Below are 23,288 nucleotides of genomic sequence, written 5' to 3'. Positions count from 1 at the left end.
TCAGAACTTTCGATTAAGAAAGCTTGATTACCAAGGAACCAGCTATCCGTCAGTGAGTAGACCAATTTTTTATGTCGATGATTGTTATCAGGCCTTTCTACCTAAGTGGAAAAAGTGGTAATTAAAAAATGAAGAGCGCAAGCATAACCACAAAGGTTGAATATTAGAAATAACGACCATAAATGACAGGGTCTAAATTAAAAGACGCCATGACTTACAGAGATCTATATCAACTCTTTAAAGTCTAAAAGGTGCTCGTTAACAATTAGTAATCCAGCGACCATTCAATAACCTCTTCACTTCCTTCGACTACTGCATCTAAATAAGCCATATGAGCATTAATATCGAGCATGGTTGTTTGCATCGTTTTGCTCATGTCTTGTATTTTATCAATATAATGTCTCACTTCATGGTAACTCATGGCGAGCTCTCCGCGGGCAGTCTCTATTTTTCTTTCCCATGTACTGCTATTTGCTTGAAGATGACTATCAATCGAGAATTGCCTTTCGATTAAAAGCTCTAGCTTACTTTGACGTTGATTTAACATGGCCGAAGCATGTTTTAGCTTATGCAGATTTCGTTGAATTTTCGGTCCCAGCTCGGATATATCTTTAGCCTGCCACTTAGCTACTTTTCTCAGTGCTTTTTCTTCACCTAAGCTAGCTGTTAACTGCTCTATATTATTGTGTCCATACTGCTCTTTTTTACGTTTTCTTCTTGCTTTATCTACCCCTCCTCCTATTGCATTAATGGTATTGCTGACAAGCTTGCCATAGGGAAGGAGAGTCAAAGGCATTGTTAGTATCTTAAGTGGCTTCTTTTTTTGCTCGCGAATCATATGCACAAGTTTTTTCTTAATCCTGTAGCCTTTACTTCTAGTTGCTATGTCATACGCCGATTTCGTTGTTTCCATGTAGCTTCGAGTAACTAATTCATTTTTATTCGCGTCAAACTTAAAAGAGGGTTCAAATGAGTTAGTAAAATTCATTTTAGGTACAAGCGCGGATTGTATTTTTTGAGCTGCAACCTGACTTATTGATGCAGAAAACTTCATCTTGGCATTGTTAAAAATCATCGTCTGTTCAAGTTTACTAATAACAAGGCTATCTAACTCGGCACCAATTGGATCAGCTACAAACCCTGGAACCATAGGCCCTTTTTTTAGCTGTTGATTTATTTTTTGACCAACATCAACTGGCATAATTTATTTCCTTCTATCTAGTTTTGTGGGTGAATGTTTTGTGAGAATAGCTTTTTCTAGTGCATAGTGAATGATTAGTTATATATATGTCAATATCGGTTTTTGATATTTTGAATATTGTACATAATAAATAAAAATACCATTTATTATCTAGAGGTTATAGTTATGGCTCAAAATCATATATCGCTGGAATAATTTAACTTTTAGCCGATAGAGTGGAGTTGTATTGGTGTGGTTGCTTAATTAGGCTTATAGTTCAGTCCTGCTTTATTGGCTTTTATTTATATTTGCTATAGGTTATATCGAACTAGATTATTATATTTTTGAGTGATAAATGCTTTCTTTGATTTATATTTTCTCTATAGTTTATGTTGATGAACATGGAATAGCCTCAACTGCAATTCTATATCAGTGAAAACATAGGGTAGAACCATGAGGCTAGACGTTTACTTTTGAATAAGCAAACCGTTGTCCGCGACAACAGGATGCCCAGAGCCACGAGTGGTTAATGCTAGATACCGTGATGTTTTGCTGTTTTGGTGTATGTCTACTTATCTGAGATAAATCTTTTAGACATTAACTTGGTATTTGAGATCGTTCACTTCATCCCCTGTGATACCACGAAAGCCCCAGCAGTGTGCTGGTTGTTCTTTGATGGTGATTTCGATATCGATCGGTGAAATACCCAGCTTACTCTCAATATGGGTAAATAGAGATTTGATCAGGGCTTTTTTGGTTTCAACTTTACGGCCTTCCATCATGTTAATTTCAATCACCGTATAAACATCACTTCTTCCTCCGGGGTAATAAAAATCGTCTCGGTTCATGGGAATAAAGCGGTGGGCACGTTTGTCTTCTGGTAAGCCAATAACGGATCCCATACAAGCGTGAATAACCTCGGATAGGTCAGCTTTGATGGGATTTAACCGTTCTTTAATTCCGTATATAAGGATCATCTTGTCTCCTGTCTTTAATGGTAATGCCTGAATGATCGGCGGAGAATAATTGTTGTTAACTTTTCCGTTCTATGTACCAAATCCCTTGGCATGGGCCATTGGTTAAATGCCATTTTCCTTGAATTTTATTGTTGATTGCCTTCCCCGAGAAACGATAGTCCCACTGTTGATGGTTGGCATAGAGCCTTAAGTCGCCACTTTCAGTGATCCACCCTTGAAGCGGTGTACCGTTATAAGTCAGTAAAAGAGAGACTTTGCCATCGACAACCCTTCCGGTGATGGTGGTGCGTTCGCACATGTTGTTATTGGTGGTGTTGATCCTTCGCCCTAGCCATTGGCCATCAAATTGATGGGAAACGGTGAAATCAGGCTTTGATGGAAGCTTTGGAAAGGAGTCTGCATTACTGGTTCCAAATAAATTAAATTGGTTCCCAATCAAGACAAAAAAGGCAAAACCAAGAAAAAAAAGAATGAGCGGTTTTTGGTTCATCACAACTTTTCCATTTGAGTGGGAGGCGGCTACTATCAGCATTAGGGATAAAAACTGAACGGAACTAAAAGCTGGTTCTGCGATCAGATTTTTCGACCAAGAAGGACTCATCACAAAGGAACCAGCTATGCGTAAGTTAGTAGACTTATTTTGTCATGTCGATGATTTTTGTCAGGCTTTTCTACCCCAGTGGCAAAAGTGGCAGCTAGAAAGTGGAGAGCGTAAGCGCAACCAGAAAGAGCGAATGCCCGAAAGTGAAATAATGACCATCATTATCGCTTACTGTTTAAAACCAGAAAAGCCATCGCTGAATATTACGCCTGTTGAAAAAGCAGAACTAATGACAATGGCTTAAACCGATCTCAGGTTAGATACCTTTCTAATTTGATCTCATATCTGATTGAGAGGTAACTCATAGATAAATGTCGAATCAAGCATAAGGAAAAACAAAACGATGAATTTTTCTTATTGTTGAAGTCTCAATTACTATTGGTTCCGGCCTTTGATACATAATAAAAATGTGTTAAAACAACTGTAATTATTGTAGTTGCATATGGTGTTATTATGGATAATGTCTTAGTTTGGTCAGGTATTTGGAGTAGTTTTTTTGTCTCTCAAATGAACAAATGGGAAAGCTCACTAAGGTGGTCGTTTAGGTTTGTTTTGTTCTGGCTCACAGGTTTGTATGGTGGAGCAATTGCCTATTATTTGACGAAATTACCAGATGGTAGCTTTGACTTATTATTATCGGATATAACGAATCCTTTATCATTTGCTCTTATGACAATTATTGCTTTTTTCTCAATTGTTAGTGCTTTTTTTCTGTACATAAGTGGAAAGATTAAATCCAGCCTTTGACCTTGTGTGTTAAATTTAACAATACAATCCAAGCGATGCTTTACACTCGGCGGTTTTGGTAAGGAGCTCGGTGTGCTTTGCTTATTCAGTGAGGCATGCCTTAATACAGTCAGTGTAAGTGCATAAGTGATTTGAGTCTCTTTTTGTGAATATTAGGACAATGATTTTCCAACGACCCGTGTAGTATACGAATATCACACATTTTACTTTCACTCTTTTGTGTTTGTAGTGAACCTACTAGATTAGAAGGTAAGATGCGAGTCTACTTATTGAAAATAAAGGTTGGTTATTCTTTGACACTGATGGACCTTCTTATAAAGTTAAATTTTCAGATTTAGACTGCGGTGTAGTTGCGGAGTTTAATCACACTCCGTTTTATAGAAATAACTTTGAGTTGATCGTCTAGGGAATCTAATAAACGCTTCAAGAGCAATCCTGACGCTAGTGCTCCGAGCTCAATTTTGTAAGGCGTAATGGTTTTAAGTTACTTGATTGACGTAACTCACAAGTTAATACGGCATTATGTTGTAGGAACATATGGATAATATTGAGAAAATCAGGAAGATTATTCCTTTGTGGTATGCCCAAAGAAAATGGGCTGAAGAGTTACTGGTTCAATCTTTCCAATTAGAAAAAGCTGAAGACATACTTCAAAAAAAATATCGCGGAGCAAACCCGATTCCTGGGACTAACTGGATGTATTGCACCCATGGCATTGGTGTAGACATCTATCGAACAGCGGATGTTGGGGGAATTGATTTTGACTTCGACAAGTTAAATCCGGACGAATGGCGTTTACGAATCTTCTTTGAAAAACAATATAATGAAGGTAATTTACCTTTAGCTGAGTATCGAGAGTTATATGAAAATGAGGGATTACTGCAATGCGCAGTTGAACAAGCGCTGAGATAGTTGAAATATAAAAATTTTTTAAAAAAAAGCAGTAGGTTTTCGCTTGGTCACCACTAATTTTAGCCTGCTATCTTTGTGCAGTTAATTAATACGTTATATTTCTAAGGTGGGTACGTTGAGCATAGTAGAGGAAATTAAATCTATTGATTGGGAAAAATACAAAGATATCGAGTATTACAAACCTAATGATGTTGCTCCTGCTTTAATTGCTTTAGTCAGTTTGGATGATGAAAGTATCAATGAAGATGTTTATAACCAAGTGTTATTCGCTATTGGTAATAATCATGGAGGTACATATTATTCTGCGATTAAAGAAGCGTTAAGATTTATCTTAATTACAGCTATTGAAGGGAGCTACGAAGTTTCAAAAAATTGTGCTCTTGAAATATTAACTGATATTTATTGCGCATTTGTTCCAGAATTAACTCAAGAAACTTTTCACCTTTACGGGCAGTTAAAATCCGATGTACAAAAAGACATAGAAGAGTTTTACCCTAAGTTTTTTGAATTAGCTAACTTAGTGGGTGAAAGCCAGCGTAATCGTAAGTTAGCTTCCGACTTAGTTGGATTTATTGACGATACCGAGTGTTAGAAACATAGCAAACACATCAAAAATGGCGTTAAGTACTTGGCCGACACCCAACTTTTCGTCAACTTAGCCTGTTACCTTTCACTGTTTTTCTAAGCGTTATATTTCGGAGGTGGAGTGGAAAATTGATTGGTCTGAATCAGCTAAAATTAGGCAGAATTTATACTTGATATTTTGGGTAAGTGTTAGCCTTATTTTGCTATTTAATTTGGCGTTAATTATAAGTTTTTAACAATGGAGGGCGTTAAAATGAAAAAAAGAATGTGGTTATTTGGAATTATCATGATGTCATTAGGGATTACTAAGACATATGCTGAATTGGGGGCGTGGTATGGCCCTGTTACTGTGACAAGTATGGGGCACTATGTCGATCAGCCTGCTGGGAATCACTCAAGATCTAAATTATTCGTTAAATTTAACGGTTCAATCTCTATACCTAGTTGCACCGTGACAGAAGCGAACAATATTGTTGGCTATGCTTCTCCAAGCCCTAATGCATGGAATGAGGGGTGGACTACGACGTGGCAGTCATTGTTGATGACCGCTCAGGCACAAAAAAAAGAAGTCATGCTGTATTTGCAAAAAGGTAACTGTAATTCAAAAGTTGGTGCACAGTTGTTAGGGGTTGAAGTTTTGATGTGATGCGAGTTATTGCTTTTTCTATTTTGACTATCACTTCTTTTAATTGTTTTTCAAACGAAGGAATAATTAAATCGACGTAGTGTTTACAGTGAAATAGCGTAGATGGAAGTATTTCTTACACTACTTAATTGACCGTTAGCAACAAAGGAGGTAACTGTGGTATCCAGATGTCTACCATATGTGACTATTTTATTGGCATTAGCGACGGTGATAGTGTCATTAGTGGTTCATTATCAGATATCAGGTTCGCTATTTGGACAAATCAAAGTGCCTGAGCTAGAGCCATATGGCGGCTATACGTTTAAGCATCTTTTGAACTATGAACTTTGGAGGCTGGTTGCTTCCCAGTTAATTCATGTGAAGCAACCTCATATGATTTACAATGTTTTGTCTCTCGTGGCTCTTGGTTTTTTGTTTGAATGTAAAATTGGATCGATGACCTTTCTTTCAATTTGGTTTGTAGCGGGTTCCATTGGTACATTCGCAAGTACGTTTACAGTCCCTGAGCCTTGGAATTTGGGTACAGGTGCATCTCAGGCTGTGTTAGGTTTAGCTGCTGCTGGGTTAGTTAAATTCTTGAAAGGGGAGGTGGTCGGGCGTATTGCGTTTTTTGTCTTAGTCTTAACCATTTTGCCTGCCTTTTCTTTAGATGTGTTTTTTAGTGAGTATCACCTTCCTAAGCTCGGGCATGTACTTAGTTTTAGCTTGGGGGCGCTAATTTTGTTTGGCTCTGAGCTCCGTGTAAGATCTGCGGCTAATAAACAGCTTAAGAGTGATGGCTAACCTTTGGTGTGGTGTTATGGCAGAGAAGCTGATTTAGTTCTGAAAGTGAGGGAGTGTGGGCCTTTATGGTTTTGATAGGAGTGGCACTGGGCTTAGCTCTGTGCTTTTTTTACGTCAATCGCGGTGAGTTTGTCGAACGGCAAATCTATTGTGCCATGGTATTTATGGCGCTGTATATCGTTGTCTATTTATTTTTACCTTCTCAATTAAATGGAACCTCGGTGAGGACAGGCCAGCTTTATGAATATGTTCCTTTAGTTTCTTTCGGGGCGATATTGTTCCCTCATTTTAATCCGGCCTCACCTGAAAAAGTGACCCAAATATTAGGCTGGATAGGGCTGATATCGGTGAGTCTCATTTTGTGTATTTTTAAAGTGCTGGTTTGGTAGTCGATCAGGGATAAAAAGGAATGTAAACGATGACGAAAGAAGTTCGAGTTGGGGTAGGTGTATTATTATCAGGAATAATCGAATCTTATTGGGAGAGCGAATTGGCTCTCATGGTGCAAACACGTGGGCTACTCCGGGTGGGCATTTGGAAGTTGGTGAGAGCATAGAGAAATGCGCTCAACGTGAGGTTTTTGAAGAAACGGGGTTAGCCATTGAATCCGTAACCAAGCTTAGTTTTACGAATGACATTTTCAAAGAAGAAGGCAAGCATTATATTACTCTGTTTGTTGCTGCTGAGTGCCATTCAGGTGAGCCTGAAGTAAAAGAAATCGATAAATGTAAACAGTGGCAATGGTGCGATGTGAACCACCTACCTGAACCACTGTTTTTGCCATTAACTAACTTACTTAAAGAAAAGCCTCTTTATCCGCTCTTTTCAAACTGAAGGGCCCTCATTTGTGTTTGCATGAAGCTGTCTTCAGGTGACGTTGGTTGTGCTGACCAAGAATATAAGGTTAAATGATGGCTGCTGTAATCAAGCATACCTGACATGGATATGGTTTCTTCTGTAATGGGGTTATAGCCTGACAGTGATAAACTTTGTGCCATATTTTTGTGTGCATCTACATCGATAAAGCCAGAAAGGGTGAGCTCGATACCTGGTGTAATTAAGTGTGCTTGTGTGTAGCCGGAGATGGGATGGGGCTGATTAATATCGAGCGTGAGAGTGTTATTTTGCCATTTTCCGACTAATGGATAAGACGGCAAAGTTGGTTCTTTTAGCGTGAAGTGCTGGTGGATCGCATCCATCTCGGGTTGGCTGAGTTGACCATTTTTACTAAATACCAGTTCATCAATGTAATTTCCTTTCTGATAATGCTCAAATGCGACTGACACCACAATGGCGTTGGTTAAGGTCATGGTGCCATCTAGTTGTAGTTGGCCACACATCGTGCCAGACCAATGCCAGCTTTCATCTTTAACCCCATCGTGAATATTCTTCCAGTAAATAGAGATAGCGATGCTTTGGCCTAACTGCTCAGATGGACTCAGTTTCGAGCAATGACCGATTAGGCGGTATTCCCCAGTCGATCCAGTATGAGAAGAATAGGTACCAATGATTTGAGTACCATCGACGATGAGAGACATTTTGGAGCCGAAAGAGTTGGTCCAGATTCCAGATAAACACGTGTTCATGAATCGATGTATCCTTTAACGAGAGAATAATGAGGCAGTGGAAGTTTGTCTGTTTTTTATAATTTTGGGGCCATTCGGCTTATTGAAAATCCAGACGCCTTTAGGGCGAATATCATTGTTGGAGATCACTTCATATTCGTACACAGTGTAAAGGTGATCCATTAACACAGAGCCAACCAGTAGCATGTCGTCTGCCCCAGGTAGTCCTTGGAATTGTGAAACTACTTTGCCTTTTTTCTCTCCTGCCTCTATTTTGCATTGGTATATATCTCTAGTGATGTTTAATTCACCATATTCAATGCCATTTTCATCTGAGAGCATAATAGAGACAGGGGGACCATCGTTTTTTGTTAAGTTATACACTTGGGTTAACACTGAGTTGTCCCCTTTAAATTGCGATGAACCAGTATCTAGGGCAAAAAACATGTTGGTGCCAATGGTGTTGCCATTGACTTTTACGGTTGTGTTGGCTGTTGTCCATAAATAACTGGCCTCTTGTTGGTAACACGACCAAGGCAGAAACAAATATTCAAGAGAAGAGGCGTAAGACCTATCCAATGTGCCAAACCCAATATAGCCTGTTGGGTGATCGCACAGTGGCTCTGTTTGTACTGAAATATAAGGGGTAGAAGTGCCTACCAGCCCCATTTTTAGTAGTGTTAAGAAAAAATTAAAGTCTTCATTTGAATTGGTATTCGTGTGGTGCCCCCTAAAAGGATAAGAAGCACTTGGAGCAATCGCTGTTATGTCTTGAGAGCTTGGCAGGCCGATCCCACCATCCCAGTCGAGTTCTTCAAACTGAGTGCCAGAATATTCAGAGGCTAAAAAGAGATCACTAACAATTGAGGGGCCGTGATGGTAGGGGAGGCATAAACGATCTCTTCCTGTTTCTACTTGCATTGTGCCCCATGGCCCAAAATTGACCGATTGTACGTCTTGGTTTATCCATTCAAACGTTGAAGACAAATTTAAATTAAAGCGAGCATTTGCATAATGCTTGCAGCCATCATCTGAGCAGAGATTGGATGTTACCCAGTTGAAGTTACTGCCAGTGTCAAAGCACATTTTGAGTTTTTGCGCAGGAGAGCCAATCCCTAGTTCGCAATACCAAGGCGTTGCTCCATTATTCTGAAATGGCCCTTTTTGGAGTGGTAAGGTGAATCCCGAACAGTGTCTTAAATCCATTTAATTTTCCGTTGATTACAAATGCTGATTGAGTGAACAGGTGAGCGTGATTAAGTTGTGTCGTTTAATATTTGTATTCCGTCCGTTGAGCGTCTATTGTTCCGCTCTATATCTTCTGTATATAAGCTGACTCGGTTTCTTCCGCTAGTTTTTGAATGGTACATGGCCTTATCCGCCCGGGATAACAGATTTTTGATGTCGTCATCGTTTTTAAGTACACCAGTAACGCCGATACTGACGGTTGCTTGCACTGTATACTCTCCTGTTTTGCAGGGGGATTTTTCAATTTTTGCTCTGATTTTTTCGGCGACACATAGGGCGTTTAATGGTGTGGTGCCATCGAGTATTACCGAAAATTCTTCGCCCCCTAGCCGGCCAATACAGTGTGTTGGGGCTAATTCTGACTGAAATATCGAGACAACATGGTTAATCACATCATCACCAGATGAATGCCCGATAGAATCATTGATTCGTTTAAATCTATCTATATCAATCATCAGTAAGGAAAAAGAACGTTGCTCTGAGTGGAAGCGTTCTAACGATTTTGAAAGAGAGCTGGTGAATGAGCGTCTATTGTAAATCCCTGTTAATTCATCTATCTCAGAAAGTGTTTTTAAGCGCTGCTCTAAGTAATGACGCTCCGTGATGTTCTTTGCCATCCACACAACGGTTCTTTCGTTATTTTCTATAAGGGTAAGTGGTTTAATAATGCCTTCGAACCAAATTTCCATAGGGGTCGAGACGTGATCAGGCAAATCAATCATCTCTTGCTTATCAAATTTGTATTTGATCACTTGGATTTTATTGCTTTCTAGCGCTGCTCTAATATAAGCATGAAACTTTTTTGCCATGTCAGGGGGAGATACTTCATAAAGCGAGCGACCAATGAAGGATTTGCAATCAAAGCCCGTTTCATTCTCTTCTCCGCCGTAGACATCAACGTAGCTGCCCGATTCAGAAAAAACAAAAATATGATCTGGTAGAGAGTCTAATACTGTAAAATAACGATCTTTGAAGTCCATTTCCGAAGCCAAATTATCGATTTTCAACATTTATTTAAGTCCACCATACAGACTCCAGACTAATAACCATAACGCTCATTAATGCTTCCATGTCTTTCATTGAGATAAGCAGATGTGTCTCCCATAATTTATAAAAAATATTAATACTTCAGTTGATATGATAAAGGGGACGTTTTTTGTGCGATAGCCGTTGAGAAAATTCCTTTTTAAACCACAAATACAGATGGTGATTCGTTTGCAAAAGGCGATATAATTCCACTTTAATTAAATACACTGTTCAATATAGAGTGGAAGATGAAAAACGTAGCAATACTATTAACTGTAATAGGATTACTACAAGGATGTGATAAAAGTGAAAGTGCCGAAAAAACGAGCGCTCATTGGCAAGGAAAAGTACAAATACCGACAAGCATTAATCACCAAGAACTGTCTGTTTCAAGTCAGTTATGTACGGTATATAACTCTTATCAGATTGATGAAGATCCAAGTAAAAGAGTTCGATCTGTTGGTTTTAATGGTGATGGCACATTCACTCTTATTGATTGTAAAACGGGCCGTATCATCGTGGTGGATAGGAGCGGAAAACCGATCAAAAATTCATCCACAAAAGAGCATGCTCTTCTTGTGAAAAATGCGATCACCATGGATGCCATTTATCACCTGCCATATGAAGAAACGATTGCGACTTGCAACAAAGATAATATTTCATGCCATTTTGGTGTGGATGAAATGGATATAATTGTTGATCAGGAATTCAAAAGCGGTCTATCCGATGTCTCTTATGAGCTTATATTCAAGGTTTCTAAAGAGACAATTAACAAAAAATCGCTAACGCCTAAAATTGTTTTTCAAACGGATCCTTCTCTAGAAGATCAATCGGTAAATCAGGTTAAATACACATTCAAAAAGTGTGTCGATGAAGGTTGCTATAAGAAAACAGTATCCAAGTTAGAGAGTGACCTCATCCAGCTTAATGGCCGATATGAATCGTTACCGTTTAGTCCGTATTACGGCACTGGCAACGATCATTACTCAATTACGGATGTCTTTTTCAATACTCCTATTACGGTGTCATTTGAATTGGAATCCAAATACAGCTCAGAAGATATCAACATGGCAACGACTTTTGAACTGAAGAGTTTGTATAAATTGTTGAGCCCTGCGTTTGGTTATGCGCAATTCGATTACAGCAACACAAATAAGCAGTAAGATCATCATTTGGGCTCTAATATGAAAGCAAGAAGCATTATTGGTAGCGTTAGTAAAAACTCAACGCAAAAATTGAGCTTATCTAGACACTGTAATACAAATTTTTAAGACTGCTTAAGAAGGCGGTTATTGTTTCTTGTAAGTCGAGCTATATTGAGGCTCGGCTTTTTTGTGAAGTTTGCATTTCTGTATGCCTTCTTTGGTACAGATTAAGGAATGATCATGGTAAGGAAAGAGTGAATGAGCTACAACGTCAGAAAAGCTGTCATGGAAGATGTCAGTGCCATAGCAAATTTACATGTTAATTCGTGGGCTGTTGCGTATAAGGGATTGATGCCAGAAAGCTACATTGCTCGGTTTTCTTATGAGCGCCGACATAAATTGTGGACTAGAATGGTGGGCGAGCAATTAGCACATGTGTTTGTGGCGGCGTATGATCATGACATTGTCGGTTTTATGTGTTTTGATGATTTTCGAGGTGACGATACGGGAAAAATAGCAAAAGTGAGCACCTTGTATGTACGCCCTGATTTTTATAGAAAAGGTATTGGTTCATTGTTACTTGCGCGTTGTGAGTCGGAACTCGTCAGACTCGATTATGAAAAGGTTGTATTATCTTCGCTAGAATCGAATGAATCCGCTCTTCGTTTTTATTCCTCTCAAGGTTATCAAGCCACCGGAGAAACTAACTCTGAGCAACTTGATGATTACATTCTTCATGAGGTTGAATTAGCAAAGGCACTGCTTTCTTAGTTTTCAGTGTGATTGAATACTCACCCAGTGCGTATGAAAGGCAAACCTTTGCTGCCATTTATAAACTGCTACCTACGATAAGTTAAAAATTATGGGCATGATGTCGTTATGGGCTTTTGTACGATGCATGCCAATTTTTGTCTTGGTGATCTCCCATTAAGTGGCAAACAATGCCTGAGCGTTTGACAACGTAAATCATCATAATGGATAGCGTCGTCAAGGCAAAAACAAGGGAAAAGCTGTTGATCAGAGTGATGCCCAGTTTTGCAGTGATCAGTGTCATTAATGGTCCCCATAGGAACACAAAGATTGATTTATGGAAGATAAATACCGTTAGTGAGTACATACCAATCCAATTAATTGGAGGCCAGTTTAATTGGATCCCTCGTCGATGCAGTATCAGCACACTACTGATCACCAAAAATTCCATGCTCCATATCCCAATGCGGCCCAAAACACCTTCTGCAAGGGAGTGTTCCTCTGCGTAAATATTGGCTAAATTGATAGAGATCGCATCGCCAAAAATGACATAAACGATCAGTGCGATGATCGACGTGGCGATGACGACATAATTGATGAGATCTTGTTTTTCAGGTTTGTGATGCCATACCCAACCATACAGAAAACCAAAGCAACCACTGGCCATAAACAGCTCAACTCGGGCATCTAATTCAAAATCTGGGTGGATCAGAGTTCGGATGGCAATTTCAAGGTTGTTGATGGCTTTAGGTACGCCGAGTTGGCTTATGAACAAGCTGATTAACGTTAAAGCGAGCATGCCACGGATCCCTGCAAAGGCGTAAACAATCGCAAAAAGTGCAAGCAATATCATCCATAGCATGACAGGGTAAAAGGAGATCGCTTCACCGAAATTTGGGGCGACGATCAAGCCCTCAATGCACAGAATTAATATGATAGAGCCAAAAAGCATCAGTTTTTTTATGAGCCCAGCTCGGATCTGTTGTTGGTTTTTTATCGCAAGGTTAAAGCCCGCCAGAGCCAAGTAGATTTGGCTCACCCAAGGTACTAAAAGAGCGCTCACGGATGAAAAAGTCGATATACCAGTAATTTAGGTAGCCAGTGTAGTGCTCAAATACCGCCATGAAAATCATGAGCCCCCTTAGGAAATCAAGACTGACGATACGTTGTTTAGTATTCATAGCAATTGCCTTAGATTGGAAAATAAAATGTAACGCTGCAATTGTTGAAATACGAGATGCTTCGTCCTTTGTGCTAAGTTGCCAGACAATTAACAGGTTGTTTAGTTATAAAGTAAGTGAGTATTTTTCATTAATACAGTGTTCTATTGTCGGAGATTGCATGTTGCTCACATACAAATCCATACATTTGAACTCTGTTTTTTTATATACAGATTAATGGTGGTTTTGTATTTTACGCTGATAAGAGATCTAGGCTTGGCTACGCTTGTATTGGTGAGGCTAACAAAGAGTAAAGAGCGAGTTTGCCGCTTAGATTACCTCCCCCTCTGGCTGTATTAGTGATTTTAAGGCTGATGACGAAAATGCCCCATATAGTTTTGGTAGAAGATGACGAGAAGCTCAGTGCACTGTTGACGGAGTACCTTTCTGGTAGTGGATTTGATGTAACTCCTGTTTACGATGGCGCAAAAGCCGTTGCTGTGATTTTAGAGCAGGGGCCAGAGCTCGTTATCTTAGACTTGATGCTTCCTGGTCTGGATGGTTTGCAGATTTGTGGTCAAGTTCGGCATCAGTATTCAGGGCAAATTTTAATGTTAACGGCCAGTGATGATGATTTTGATCATGTATCAGCGCTTGAAGTGGGGGCTGATGATTTTGTATCTAAACCTGTGAAACCTCGGGTATTGATGGCCCGTATTCGGAATTTATTACGTCGTCAGGTACGCGCGGAAGAAGTTGCCCCCAGTACCCAAACTGAAAAAGTGGTGAATAGCGATCGGCGTTTTGGTGGGCTGTACCTAAATCAAATCCAGCGAATGTGTACCCTTGCTGAAGTGAACGTGAAATTGACCGACGCAGAGTTCGATTTATTGTGGATCTTTGCATGTAACCCAGATCAAATTTTATCGAGATCGTTTTTGGTGTCAGAAACTCGAGGTATTGAATACGATGGGCTAGACAGAACAGTCGATAACAAAATTGCTATTTTAAGAAAGAAACTCGGGGATGATCCAAGCAACGCATTTAAGCTCATCACCGTGCGTGGCAAAGGGTATGTGTTTGTCTCAAAGCAATGGTAGTGAGGAGTTATGAGACGTATTTTTTTAGAGATTTTTGCTGGATCGTTTCTCTGCTTCTTCTTGGGGCTGGTGTCAATGTCGTATTATTTTCAAGAGATCAGGCCTGATTACGATACTCAACTTGCGGCGACACATGTTTCTTCTTTCGCCCGGGTGGTGGATGATGTCACCGTTATCGGTCATGAAAAAGCGGCCAGCGCCATCGAAAAATTTGTAAGAGACAGTTTTTTTGATGTAAGAGTGATTGACTGGAAAGATGTGAATGGTCTGAGTAGCCACAAACATGCAGAGCTCAAGGAAAAGCGAGCCATAAGCATTGATGATAATGAATATTTGTTGTACATCGGGGAAAGGCTTTATTACTTATTTCCGGATCGTCAGTATTCCATTTGGGGCGAGCTGGATTATGAAGACTCATTTGCGTTTTATTGGTTTGGTGGAGTTTTCTTTTTTTATAGCTTAGTGGTTGTTTTTCTTCTTCATCGTCGTTTAAAACCTTTGGAAAATGCGACTTATGAGTTCGCTAATGGTGTTTTTTCAGCCCGGGCTCCTGAAAAGGCAGGGATCCGGCTAGGGGCGCTTAACGAGCAATTTAACGGAATGGCACAGCGGGTGAGCCAGCTCATTACTAGTCAAAAGCAACTTAGTAATGCGGTTGCTCATGAACTACGGACACCATTATTTAGGATGGAGTGTCAGCTCGCACTTTTAGATGAGTTGGAAGTGAATGAAGATGTTCAACGCCATTTGGATGGACTAGCCGCTGATATTGATGAATTGGAAGAACTGGTGGAGGAGCTGCTTTATTATGCGCGTTTAGAAGGACTTGATATGAAACCCTGTCGTACGTTAGAAGCGCCATCAAATTGGCTTAATCTCTTGGTGAAAAAGCACCAAGTGGTGAGCCCTGTGCCCATTTTATTGGAGTGTACTGATGAAGAGGTGAATGTGGATCATGTTCAACTTCAGCGTGCGATGTCGAACTTGATTGGTAACGCTATTCGTTATGCAAATAGTGAAGTAAAGGTCAAAGTTTATGTAAATAATGGGCAATTTGTGCTTCAAGTTGAAGATGACGGTCCGGGAATTCCGGAGTTTGAGCGAGAAAGCGTATTCAAGCCTTTTTATCGAATTGGTACGGCACGGGATCGTCAAAGTGGTGGTCATGGGCTGGGTCTTGCAATTGTTGCGCAAGTGATTCATGGCCATTTGGGAACCATAGTGATTGAATCTAATGAACGAAGCGGTGCGGTTTTTGTAGCTACTTTGCCCATCCATTAGAGCTTTTTACGGACTTTAATTTTCGTTTGTTAACTTAAAATCTTTAAATTACACACAGTTATAACAATCGGTTGGCGTCTTTATAAAAGATGGTTAATATTACGGCCTTTTATCAATAACTGCTTTATTAAATATTTTTAATGATTAAAATGCTTCATCACTTATCTCTATAAATACTTAACTAATAAGCAGGAATTATATTTGATGGAATTTAGAGCTTTAACTCTACCCCTCTCTTTGGCGTGTGCGTTTTCTTTCAATGCTTTTGCTCAAGATGGAATCTCGCCTTATATTGTAGATGGTAATACAAGCCAAACGGGCTCTATTCCATGGCAAGTGCAAATTAAAAGTCAATCTATTCAAGGCTTTTATATCTACACTTACACTTGTGGTGGTACCATCCTTAATAATAATTGGGTTCTTACAGCGGCACATTGCCTCTACGACAGTGATGAACAGCGTATTACTGATAATAACATCACCATCTATTCAGGCAGTAATGTAAAAGACGGAGGGGATGCCCATGCTGTAAGTGAAACTATTATCCATTCTGGTTACTCAACGTCCAATAAAACAGGCTTGAATGATATTGCTCTTATCAAGATAGATGGTGTCCTAAAATCTGGTACTCCTATCACTCTGCTTGATAGCCAAGGGCAGCAAAGCATGGATGACGCTTTTCGTAACCAGTGGAGTGGCTTTGATTATGAATACAATCAAGATAACGCAGCAACTTTGCTGGTTTCTGGTTGGGGGGATACTAAAGATCAAGCTATATCCAGTAATAATTTAAGACAAGCCTTGCTGGTGGGAGTGACTGATACTGTCTGTGATACTAGCTGGGCGGAGCTGAGAGCTATATACAGAGGCCTTCAGTATGATCCTGATACTACTCTCTCTATGTGTGCGATGAAGCCCCAGAAAAATTCAAAAACCGACAGCTGTCAAGGTGATAGTGGCGGGCCTTTAGTGTGGCGTGATCCGTCTCATGTCTCTGATAGTGATAAAGGTATGCGCTTAGCTGGGGTAGTGAGTTATGGTAATGGATGTGGATCTAGCACTCCTGGAGTTTATACTCAGGTATCAAGTTACCTTGACTGGATTAGATCTAACACGGGGCTGAATTCTGAACTTACTGATGCCAATAAACATGTATTTTACGCGGATCCTTTTGCGGTTAAAAATGAAGTAGCTACTGAGGTGGATACTGGCACGGGTACAACGATTAGCAATAGAACAGTCACTACATCAGGTGGCTCTACTGGCGTATTCTCCATGTTGTCTCTGCTTATTCTTGCTTCTCTTAGAAGAGTAAAAAAGTAGTAAAGTTTTCAATAGTGTAGATATTCCGGAGGTAGTCTTTTCTATGCCTCCGGCTTTTTCATTAATGTAATGATTTATATTATACCTATCATATTGTTATAGCTCCCTTTCACCTTCTTCGTAGTCTTTCTTAATTCCTCGTGTCCAAAAGAAGGGTATACGCGGCACTTGGGGCAAATCACGTTCTTACTTTATTGAAATGATTCCTGATAAAAGGCTTTATAAAATCAAAGGTTAAATTATAATCCCTGCTTGATTATAACTATAAATATGCAATTAATAAGCAGGAAAAAAGCTTTGATGAAAACGAAATACTTACCTCTTTCTCTTCCTTTAGCGTGTGTGGTTTCACTCAATGCGTTTGCTCAAGATGGAATATCGCCATACGTTGTCGATGGTAATATAAGCCAAACAAACGCTATTCCATGGCAAGTGCAAGTAGAAGGCAAAAAAACGCTCCAAGTCAATGGAGAAAGTGTGAACGTGACTTACTTGTGTGGTGGAATTATTCTCAATGCAAACTGGGTACTGACTGCCGCACATTGCCTAGCCAATAAAAACCAGAGTTACGTTGATACCTCAAGAACCGTTACCATTTACTCTGGCAGTACTCTTAAAGGCAAAGGTGTATCTCATGCGGTGAGTGAGTTAATTATTCACGAAAGTTACTCTCCAGTTACGGTTGTAAATGACATTGCGCTTATTAAGATCAATGGCGACCTTAAATCTGGAACGCCTATTACTCTACTTGATAGTGAAGGCCAGCAAAGTATGGATAAGGCTTTTGCCAATCAATGGAGTGGTCATAATTACAATTACAATCAAGATAATGAAGCTACCTTATTGGTTTCCGGCTGGGGTAATACAGTGCCTCTTTCATCTGCAACTGAAGACGATACGTCCAGTCGTTTAAGGCAAGCTTTACTGATTGGAGTACCAGATAACGCGTGTGAAACTACTTGGGGAATTAGTTTACCTGACGATTTAATGATATGTGCGGCAAAACCTGTGCAACATTCAAACACAAGCAGTTGTCAGGGAGACAGTGGTGGTCCTTTAGTGTGGCGTGACCCAAGTAATACAGCTGATATCGATAAAGGAATGCGCTTGGTGGGGGTAGTAAGCTTTGGCACGAGTAATGGGTGCGGTGTAGGCGAACATCCAGGAGTTTACACTCAGGTATCGAATTATCTAAATTGGATTTCCAGTAAAACAGGCATTACAGTGAATCAACTTACTGGAGCTAATCAATACACGTTTAATATCGATCCTTTTGTTGTTAAAAATGAAATAGGCTCTGATGTGGTTACTGTTGGTGATAACAGTTCAACCAACCAAAGCTTATTCTCAACAGAAGGAGGGTCGACAGGTTTATTATCATTCCTTTCTTTATTTATCTTTGCCTCAATGCGAAGAATCAAAAAGAAGTAAGTCTACTGTAATATAGACATACCGGAGGTGGTATCTTACATCCCTCCGGTTTTAAATAAGTGTCACATCGGAAAATTCTATTTATTACACTCCACATTTATTCTGTCAAAGCCTCTCATTTTCTTTAGATCATTTTTAATACGTCTAACTTCAATTGATTGTACGAGTTTGTATTTTTTCTATACAAAGCCTGACGACCTAGGTGTATAAGCGTACATGCTTGCTTTGTAAAGTAGTGTTCATCGAAACTACACGCAGAGCGAAGTATGCTTTTACCTATAAATAAAAATAAAGTGGCTGGTTTTATTGTTGCGGCACTCGGAACCACTATTCACGGCTTAGCATTTGGCAATAGCAGCGTTCCTGAAACACACCATATTGCGCCAGATAAAGTATCGAGCTATATCAAGTTATTTGAAAAACAGTTTGCCCGAAATAGGTTGGTGGTAGACGGTGAATCCTGCCCATTGTCATTGACCGAGTTAGATTTTGGCGATGATATGCTGGATTTGACCGCTGAGTGCAATGATAAATCAATTCGCTTTGAAGTTAATACGAATGAGTCAAGAGCTGAAAACGTGGTGTTTACCATACCTAGCAACGACTCTTCCTTTCATAATCTGCCGCTTACTTTTTATAGCAAAAAAAAGGGAATAAAGATCTTTGAAGATCAAGCGGGTAACCAGATATTTAACGGCTATCTGTACGATCAAAAGGAGGAAAGTTCGAAATGGGTTAAAGTCGTGTTTAACGACAGCTTTATTGAGGCAGGTAATTCAGAGCTAAAAGTGAAAGGTAATAAAGCCGTGTTGTCGGGGGTATTAGGAACAAAAAGTTATATTCAAATTAAGGATCTGATTGAGCAGCACCCAGAAGTGAAAACGTTGGAGTTTGATTTTGTTCCGGGCTCGTTGAATGACGACATTAATATGCACACAGGTAGGCTGATTAGAAATGCGGGCTTAAATACTTACATTTCTTCCACAGGTGAAGCGTATTCTGGCGGTGTGGATCTTTTTGCTGCGGGAAAGGTGCGCCAATACCAAAGCGGTGCCAAGTTGGGTGTGCATTCTTGGTGCTGTAAAGGGGATAAACCTGCCAATTTATTGAATGAATCAGATAAAGCCCACTGGTCACAAATTACTTATTTTAATGAGATCCTTATTAATGGCAGTGATTTTTATTTCTACACCATTAATGCTGCCGATTTTGATGATATTCATATTATGAAAAAAAATGAGCTACTGGATCACAACCTCGTCACTGAGTTTTTACCTAATTAATAAAATATTGGAATTATTATGAATATTAAACCTATGATGCTAATGGCGGCTTCTACTTCTCTTTTTTCTGTGTCTGCGGCCGCTGATTTAGCCATTGATGAGGGTTTTGGTGGTTATATTGGGGTGGTGACGAGTTACTCTAGTAGTGTATCTAACATGGATCCGAGCAATGAAAACCACTCAGGGCCCGGAAATGATAAATCGTCTGGAAGTAGCTTGGGCCCGATTGGTGAACTGCATTATACGTTTGGCCAAGAGCACGATCATCAGGTGTATGCTGGTCTTGCAGAAGACGATCTCATTGAAGGGGTATCGTTGTTCCAACTAGGTTATAAAACAGAGCTTAATAATGGGACGGTTGTTGGCTTTGCGTATTTGCCTGCCATAGGCAGTGGTGAGGTATACAGTGACCCATATATAAATAAAAAGCTGCGGACCAAATCTAAAGCGAGCACACATGGAATAAGGATGATGGCCGAAAATATCTTCGGTATGCCATTATCACTGGAAGCTGCCTTTGCAGATACCGAGATAGACAAGGAACAGTCTGGGCTGAACTTATCTCAGTCGCAGCAAGCGTTATTAAAACGGGATGCTAAATCTTATGCCGTGGAAGGCAGTGCTATTTTTGAAGCTGCTGAAGCCATTTATGTAGAGCCTAGCCTATCTTACCTTCGTTATGATGCCCAAGGTAAAGCCAGTGCGTTCCATAAGGTTGGTGTTGGGGTGAATTTCCATACATTTGTCGAGAACCATCAGATCTCGCTATCAATGGGGTATGCTCATCGTAACTATGATGCTGCTCATCCTGTATTTAGTAAAGAGCGTTCAGATAATAGCTATGATGCGACTTTGACCTACCAATATGAAGACATGTTGGGCTGGGATGATTGGTCTTTTGTCGGCACGTTAGGGTACGAAAAAAGAAATTCTAATATCGCCTTTTTTAATGAAAGTGACAAATCAGTTGGTGTTGGTATGATTTATCAGTTCTAATTTGTCAGAGATTTGTGCAGAGTCATTGTTACATGGCTCTGCCTTAAAGTATTTAGAATAAGTTTACTCTTGGCCTGCTATTTACACCGTTTATGCATGTCCTTCTGCATAATAAATGGCTTATTACTTTCCCATGTATTTTTCTCTTTGCAGAAATTCTCTTTCTTTCATTTAAAACGATGGTTGCTACCACTCTCCATGCTTGCAGCAATATTTCTTACTAATTTTAATGTCATTAAATTGACTTTAAATCATTTATGTAAATAGTCATTCACTTTCCATTTCTGAGCTTAATAAGGTAAAAAGTTTGTTTTTAGCCTAGCTGATGACCACTGAGAATAGCTCGTTAATGACTATTTTGTCATTATTGGTGGGTTTTAGTCATATTATTGATGTACATGGACTTTTGGTTTTTTTGTTTCACCTAGTGTTATTCTTCTTTCATTCTTTATTTTTAAGGCAATAAAACTAAATATCCTGTCAAAATAATGGTTAAAATCTTATCCCCATATCAAATTTGTGATAGCAGACAGCCTTTAATATTCCCCAGATTTACACAAGTAGGTAAACCTGTAATAGTGGTTACAACAGGTGAAACGCTACATAAACAGGGAGTTTTCCGTTAAGAATTCGTTTATTAAGGGGCTGTTTTTATTTATCGATATAAAAAGCTCGTTTTGTCTAGTTATTCGGTGAGATTGCAACCCTTTTTACCTGTTACTATTTGAAACATCCTTGGCAATTATAGTCTCATCAATAAGCTGGCTGTCATGGATTTAGAACCTATTCCCTATATTGAACTTCAGCATTGCTGATTAGGAAAATAAATGTCATCTAATTCGAGTAAAAAAAGAAAACAGTCCAATGAAATGAATAACGTGTTAGAGCAGGCAGTCAATACGTCGAAGCGTCGCTCTAGTAATTCAAAATCAGAGACCAGAGCGCAGCAAGAGAGCAGTCAAAAGTTTGCCAATATTCAGGCGAACACATTTTATGGGATTATTTTAGATCCAAGCTTAACGCCAACGGACAAGAAGAATGCCGTTTCAAAAGCATTGACGTTCAGTAATAACAAAGACGAAGCTAAAGAGAAACTGGAAGAATTCAACCAATTCAAAGAATTCTTACAGCATGAACGTAAGCGCATGGCACAAGAAATCATTTCCCTAACGGATACTGGTGCATTCTCTGAGCTAAAAACCGTTTACGATGACATCAATACTGCGTTGATGTCATTTGAAGATAAGATCTCTCCACTAACCGACATCGTTGACGCGGTATATACCCTACGTATGAATGGCGTGACGTTTGATGTATTCCGAGAAATCGCTGAAGATAAAGAGGCCGAAGCTGAGTTGGCTGCACTGCGCGCCGAGCAAGAAGAGCAACTATCTTCTCTAACATCACTGATGGATGAGAAGAAAAAGTACATTACTAAACTGGGTGAAGATAAGTCATGGTTTGGTTTTGGTAATGTAACCCGTAAATCGCGCGAACAGATTGCGCTTTTACAAATGGAAATGGACAAACACACCCAAGAGTTAGCCCAGTTAACTCAAACTATCGCAGATACTCCGCAACACCCAACAAAAGAGTCCAGCCTGAGCGAGTATGCGGCTCAAAAAGCTAAACTACGCGAGCTGCTTGATATCTCTTCTAACGAGCACAAAGACAGACAAAAAGCTTTAGTCACGGCGGCGCAAGACTTTATTGAAACAACGGAAGTTCGAGTGGGTACGGTTTCTGAGCATTTTGACATGATGAATGGTCAGATCGAGAACCTTAATGAGGCAAACTTCAGCATGCGTGAAATGTACGCCATCATTAACGATGCGACTAAAGAAGCCGATGCTCAAAACGAAGCATTACGTGACACGCTGCAACCAGGCGGAGAGTCAGAAGGTGACATCGAGCGTATGACTCGTGAGCGTCACAAGCGTGATCTGGAAAACCACATTAAATCGTTAGGTAACTCGGCGATTGATACGACGTCAGTACTGGCGGAGCTAACGGGCTCAGGCCACCGAATCAAGTCGATGCAGGATGCCAATGATCAGCAAATTTCTAAAACACGCCAACTGCACAGCTCGGGCGTCGCTGGCGTTGCGGATCAGCTGAGCACGGTACTGCAAGCAGTGTCTTCTGCGGCATTGGGCGAATCGTCAGAAATGGCGCGTATGTCCCTTGAGCGTATGCAGCAAACCACTTCTAACTTAGGCCAAAAAGAAGTGATCCGTGTTGCCCTTGGTACACAAGAGCAAAACAATGAGCTGAGCAAAGCACTTGAAGATTTAGAGCAATATGGCCAAGTGATTGAAACAGCGACAGGCATTACCCGCGATGGTCTGCTTGAAACGAAAGATCTATTAAGCCGTTTAGAGAGCACAGCAAAAGACGTACAAGAGAGCGTACAAGACTCTATCTCGGTTGCCGCTGACGTTACGGCTGGAAAGTTTGATGATGAAAAACAAGCGGAACAACCACAAAAGCAAGCAGAAAAGAGCCCATTTGGCTTTTAATCTAACTGTTTAGCTCCCTAAAAATAGCTC

Annotated in this window: 24 protein-coding genes and 1 pseudogene; 17 read left to right on the top strand and 8 right to left on the bottom strand. The window is 40.0% G+C overall.

Going from position 1 to position 23,288, the window contains the following annotated elements:
• Positions 1–265 precede the first annotated feature (265 nt).
• The 3 genes from MHO82_RS20305 to MHO82_RS20295 form a co-directional block, all read right to left on the bottom strand.
• Positions 266–1,201 (bottom strand): hypothetical protein, encoded by a 936-nt coding sequence (locus tag MHO82_RS20305; RefSeq protein WP_239187087.1) that lies wholly within the window; start codon positions 1,199–1,201, stop codon positions 266–268.
• A 569-nt stretch (positions 1,202–1,770) separates the two neighbouring features.
• On the bottom strand, positions 1,771–2,157 hold the full coding sequence (locus MHO82_RS20300) for a tautomerase family protein (RefSeq protein WP_239187084.1): 387 nt from the start codon (positions 2,155–2,157) through the stop codon (positions 1,771–1,773).
• Positions 2,158–2,212: 55 nt separating this feature from the next.
• Entirely contained in the window at positions 2,213–2,647 is a 435-nt protein-coding gene (locus MHO82_RS20295; protein ID WP_239187170.1) for a hypothetical protein, read from the bottom strand.
• A gap of 127 nt (positions 2,648–2,774) precedes the next feature.
• On the opposite strand from MHO82_RS20295, the gene MHO82_RS20290 reads away from it, so the two are divergent.
• From MHO82_RS20290 to MHO82_RS20255, 8 genes and pseudogenes are all read left to right on the top strand, one after another.
• Entirely contained in the window at positions 2,775–3,002 is a 228-nt protein-coding gene (locus MHO82_RS20290; protein ID WP_239187081.1) for a hypothetical protein, read from the top strand.
• A 209-nt stretch (positions 3,003–3,211) separates the two neighbouring features.
• Positions 3,212–3,505: a hypothetical protein gene (locus MHO82_RS20285; RefSeq protein WP_239187078.1), complete on the top strand. Its 294-nt coding sequence runs from the start codon at positions 3,212–3,214 to the stop codon at positions 3,503–3,505.
• A gap of 537 nt (positions 3,506–4,042) precedes the next feature.
• Positions 4,043–4,417: a hypothetical protein gene (locus MHO82_RS20280; RefSeq protein WP_239187075.1), complete on the top strand. Its 375-nt coding sequence runs from the start codon at positions 4,043–4,045 to the stop codon at positions 4,415–4,417.
• A 115-nt stretch (positions 4,418–4,532) separates the two neighbouring features.
• The gene (locus MHO82_RS20275) at positions 4,533–5,009 is read left to right on the top strand and encodes a hypothetical protein (RefSeq protein WP_239187072.1); all 477 of its coding nucleotides are present in this window, start codon (positions 4,533–4,535) and stop codon (positions 5,007–5,009) included.
• Between the two features lie 246 nt (positions 5,010–5,255).
• Positions 5,256–5,648, top strand: coding sequence for a hypothetical protein (locus MHO82_RS20270; protein ID WP_239187069.1), 393 nt, complete (start codon positions 5,256–5,258; stop codon positions 5,646–5,648).
• A gap of 156 nt (positions 5,649–5,804) precedes the next feature.
• On the top strand, positions 5,805–6,431 hold the full coding sequence (locus tag MHO82_RS20265; RefSeq protein WP_239187066.1) for a rhomboid family intramembrane serine protease: 627 nt from the start codon (positions 5,805–5,807) through the stop codon (positions 6,429–6,431).
• A gap of 65 nt (positions 6,432–6,496) precedes the next feature.
• On the top strand, positions 6,497–6,820 hold the full coding sequence (locus MHO82_RS20260; RefSeq protein ID WP_239187063.1) for a hypothetical protein: 324 nt from the start codon (positions 6,497–6,499) through the stop codon (positions 6,818–6,820).
• Positions 6,821–6,849: 29 nt separating this feature from the next.
• Positions 6,850–7,265, top strand: a pseudogene (locus MHO82_RS20255) (NUDIX hydrolase).
• Here MHO82_RS20255 and MHO82_RS20250 read toward each other — a convergent pair.
• From MHO82_RS20250 to MHO82_RS20240, 3 genes are read right to left on the bottom strand one after another with little or no spacing between them, the layout of a single operon-like run.
• Positions 7,244–8,017, bottom strand: a complete 774-nt coding sequence (locus tag MHO82_RS20250) for an avidin/streptavidin family protein (RefSeq protein WP_239187060.1) — start codon at positions 8,015–8,017, stop codon at positions 7,244–7,246. The pseudogene MHO82_RS20255 and the gene MHO82_RS20250 overlap by 22 nt on opposite strands.
• Before the next feature lie 15 nt (positions 8,018–8,032).
• Positions 8,033–9,202, bottom strand: coding sequence for a pepsin-like aspartic protease (locus MHO82_RS20245; protein WP_239187057.1), 1,170 nt, complete (start codon positions 9,200–9,202; stop codon positions 8,033–8,035).
• Between the two features lie 50 nt (positions 9,203–9,252).
• Positions 9,253–10,254: a sensor domain-containing diguanylate cyclase gene (locus tag MHO82_RS20240; protein ID WP_239187054.1), complete on the bottom strand. Its 1,002-nt coding sequence runs from the start codon at positions 10,252–10,254 to the stop codon at positions 9,253–9,255.
• Positions 10,255–10,518: 264 nt separating this feature from the next.
• On the opposite strand from MHO82_RS20240, the gene MHO82_RS20235 reads away from it, so the two are divergent.
• On the top strand, positions 10,519–11,433 hold the full coding sequence (locus tag MHO82_RS20235) for a hypothetical protein (protein WP_239187051.1): 915 nt from the start codon (positions 10,519–10,521) through the stop codon (positions 11,431–11,433).
• A gap of 240 nt (positions 11,434–11,673) precedes the next feature.
• Positions 11,674–12,186, top strand: a complete 513-nt coding sequence (locus MHO82_RS20230; RefSeq protein WP_239187048.1) for a GNAT family N-acetyltransferase — start codon at positions 11,674–11,676, stop codon at positions 12,184–12,186.
• Between the two features lie 106 nt (positions 12,187–12,292).
• Here the strand turns inward: MHO82_RS20230 and MHO82_RS20225 are convergent, their stop codons facing one another.
• Positions 12,293–13,204 carry a hypothetical protein gene (locus MHO82_RS20225; protein WP_239187045.1) on the bottom strand — a complete coding sequence of 304 codons (912 nt, stop codon included), beginning with the start codon at positions 13,202–13,204 and terminating at the stop codon, positions 12,293–12,295.
• On the bottom strand, positions 13,170–13,346 hold the full coding sequence (locus MHO82_RS20220; RefSeq protein ID WP_239187042.1) for a hypothetical protein: 177 nt from the start codon (positions 13,344–13,346) through the stop codon (positions 13,170–13,172). Before MHO82_RS20220 ends, MHO82_RS20225 begins: the two co-directional genes overlap by 35 nt.
• A 353-nt stretch (positions 13,347–13,699) precedes the next feature.
• Between MHO82_RS20220 and MHO82_RS20215 the strand changes: the two genes are divergently transcribed.
• From MHO82_RS20215 to MHO82_RS20185, 7 genes are all read left to right on the top strand, one after another.
• On the top strand, positions 13,700–14,425 hold the full coding sequence (locus MHO82_RS20215; RefSeq protein ID WP_239187167.1) for a response regulator: 726 nt from the start codon (positions 13,700–13,702) through the stop codon (positions 14,423–14,425).
• A 9-nt stretch (positions 14,426–14,434) separates the two neighbouring features.
• A complete protein-coding gene (locus MHO82_RS20210) occupies positions 14,435–15,706 on the top strand; it encodes an ATP-binding protein (protein ID WP_239187039.1) in 1,272 nt (423 codons plus the stop codon).
• Positions 15,707–15,910: 204 nt separating this feature from the next.
• A complete protein-coding gene (locus MHO82_RS20205; RefSeq protein ID WP_239187036.1) occupies positions 15,911–17,029 on the top strand; it encodes a serine protease in 1,119 nt (372 codons plus the stop codon).
• A gap of 300 nt (positions 17,030–17,329) precedes the next feature.
• The gene (locus tag MHO82_RS20200; protein ID WP_239187033.1) at positions 17,330–18,460 is read left to right on the top strand and encodes a serine protease; all 1,131 of its coding nucleotides are present in this window, start codon (positions 17,330–17,332) and stop codon (positions 18,458–18,460) included.
• A 266-nt stretch (positions 18,461–18,726) separates the two neighbouring features.
• The gene (locus tag MHO82_RS20195) at positions 18,727–19,743 is read left to right on the top strand and encodes a hypothetical protein (RefSeq protein ID WP_239187030.1); all 1,017 of its coding nucleotides are present in this window, start codon (positions 18,727–18,729) and stop codon (positions 19,741–19,743) included.
• 18 nt (positions 19,744–19,761) lie between these two features.
• Positions 19,762–20,739, top strand: a complete 978-nt coding sequence (locus tag MHO82_RS20190; protein ID WP_239187027.1) for a DUF2860 family protein — start codon at positions 19,762–19,764, stop codon at positions 20,737–20,739.
• A gap of 827 nt (positions 20,740–21,566) precedes the next feature.
• Entirely contained in the window at positions 21,567–23,258 is a 1,692-nt protein-coding gene (locus MHO82_RS20185; RefSeq protein WP_239187024.1) for a hypothetical protein, read from the top strand.
• Positions 23,259–23,288 lie beyond the last annotated feature (30 nt).

Origin of the sequence: Vibrio sp. Of7-15 (assembly GCF_022347565.1) — a bacterium.
Lineage (GTDB): Bacteria > Pseudomonadota > Gammaproteobacteria > Enterobacterales > Vibrionaceae > NORP241.
The sequence above is the reverse complement of the archived record's forward strand: the minus strand, read 5'-3'. Positions and strand labels throughout refer to the sequence as shown.

Bases quoted from the DNA above. Each gene is read 5' to 3' on its own strand.
- MHO82_RS20270 (WP_239187069.1), top strand. From the start codon at position 5,256: ATGAAAAAAAGAATGTGGTTATTTGGAATTATCATGATGTCATTAGGG.
- MHO82_RS20245 (WP_239187057.1), bottom strand. From the start codon at position 9,202: ATGGATTTAAGACACTGTTCGGGATTCACCTTACCACTCCAAAAAGGG.
- MHO82_RS20280 (WP_239187075.1), top strand. From the start codon at position 4,043: ATGGATAATATTGAGAAAATCAGGAAGATTATTCCTTTGTGGTATGCC.
- MHO82_RS20215 (WP_239187167.1), top strand. From the start codon at position 13,700: ATGACGAAAATGCCCCATATAGTTTTGGTAGAAGATGACGAGAAGCTC.
- MHO82_RS20200 (WP_239187033.1), top strand. From the start codon at position 17,330: ATGAAAACGAAATACTTACCTCTTTCTCTTCCTTTAGCGTGTGTGGTT.
- MHO82_RS20220 (WP_239187042.1), bottom strand. From the start codon at position 13,346: ATGAATACTAAACAACGTATCGTCAGTCTTGATTTCCTAAGGGGGCTC.
- MHO82_RS20285 (WP_239187078.1), top strand. From the start codon at position 3,212: ATGGATAATGTCTTAGTTTGGTCAGGTATTTGGAGTAGTTTTTTTGTC.
- MHO82_RS20240 (WP_239187054.1), bottom strand. From the start codon at position 10,254: ATGTTGAAAATCGATAATTTGGCTTCGGAAATGGACTTCAAAGATCGT.
- MHO82_RS20190 (WP_239187027.1), top strand. From the start codon at position 19,762: ATGAATATTAAACCTATGATGCTAATGGCGGCTTCTACTTCTCTTTTT.
- MHO82_RS20295 (WP_239187170.1), bottom strand. From the start codon at position 2,647: ATGAACCAAAAACCGCTCATTCTTTTTTTTCTTGGTTTTGCCTTTTTT.
- MHO82_RS20260 (WP_239187063.1), top strand. From the start codon at position 6,497: ATGGTTTTGATAGGAGTGGCACTGGGCTTAGCTCTGTGCTTTTTTTAC.
- MHO82_RS20185 (WP_239187024.1), top strand. From the start codon at position 21,567: ATGTCATCTAATTCGAGTAAAAAAAGAAAACAGTCCAATGAAATGAAT.
- MHO82_RS20195 (WP_239187030.1), top strand. From the start codon at position 18,727: ATGCTTTTACCTATAAATAAAAATAAAGTGGCTGGTTTTATTGTTGCG.
- MHO82_RS20290 (WP_239187081.1), top strand. From the start codon at position 2,775: ATGCGTAAGTTAGTAGACTTATTTTGTCATGTCGATGATTTTTGTCAG.
- MHO82_RS20305 (WP_239187087.1), bottom strand. From the start codon at position 1,201: ATGCCAGTTGATGTTGGTCAAAAAATAAATCAACAGCTAAAAAAAGGG.
- MHO82_RS20235 (WP_239187051.1), top strand. From the start codon at position 10,519: ATGAAAAACGTAGCAATACTATTAACTGTAATAGGATTACTACAAGGA.
- MHO82_RS20300 (WP_239187084.1), bottom strand. From the start codon at position 2,157: ATGATCCTTATATACGGAATTAAAGAACGGTTAAATCCCATCAAAGCT.
- MHO82_RS20210 (WP_239187039.1), top strand. From the start codon at position 14,435: ATGAGACGTATTTTTTTAGAGATTTTTGCTGGATCGTTTCTCTGCTTC.
- MHO82_RS20230 (WP_239187048.1), top strand. From the start codon at position 11,674: ATGAGCTACAACGTCAGAAAAGCTGTCATGGAAGATGTCAGTGCCATA.
- MHO82_RS20250 (WP_239187060.1), bottom strand. From the start codon at position 8,017: ATGAACACGTGTTTATCTGGAATCTGGACCAACTCTTTCGGCTCCAAA.
- MHO82_RS20205 (WP_239187036.1), top strand. From the start codon at position 15,911: ATGGAATTTAGAGCTTTAACTCTACCCCTCTCTTTGGCGTGTGCGTTT.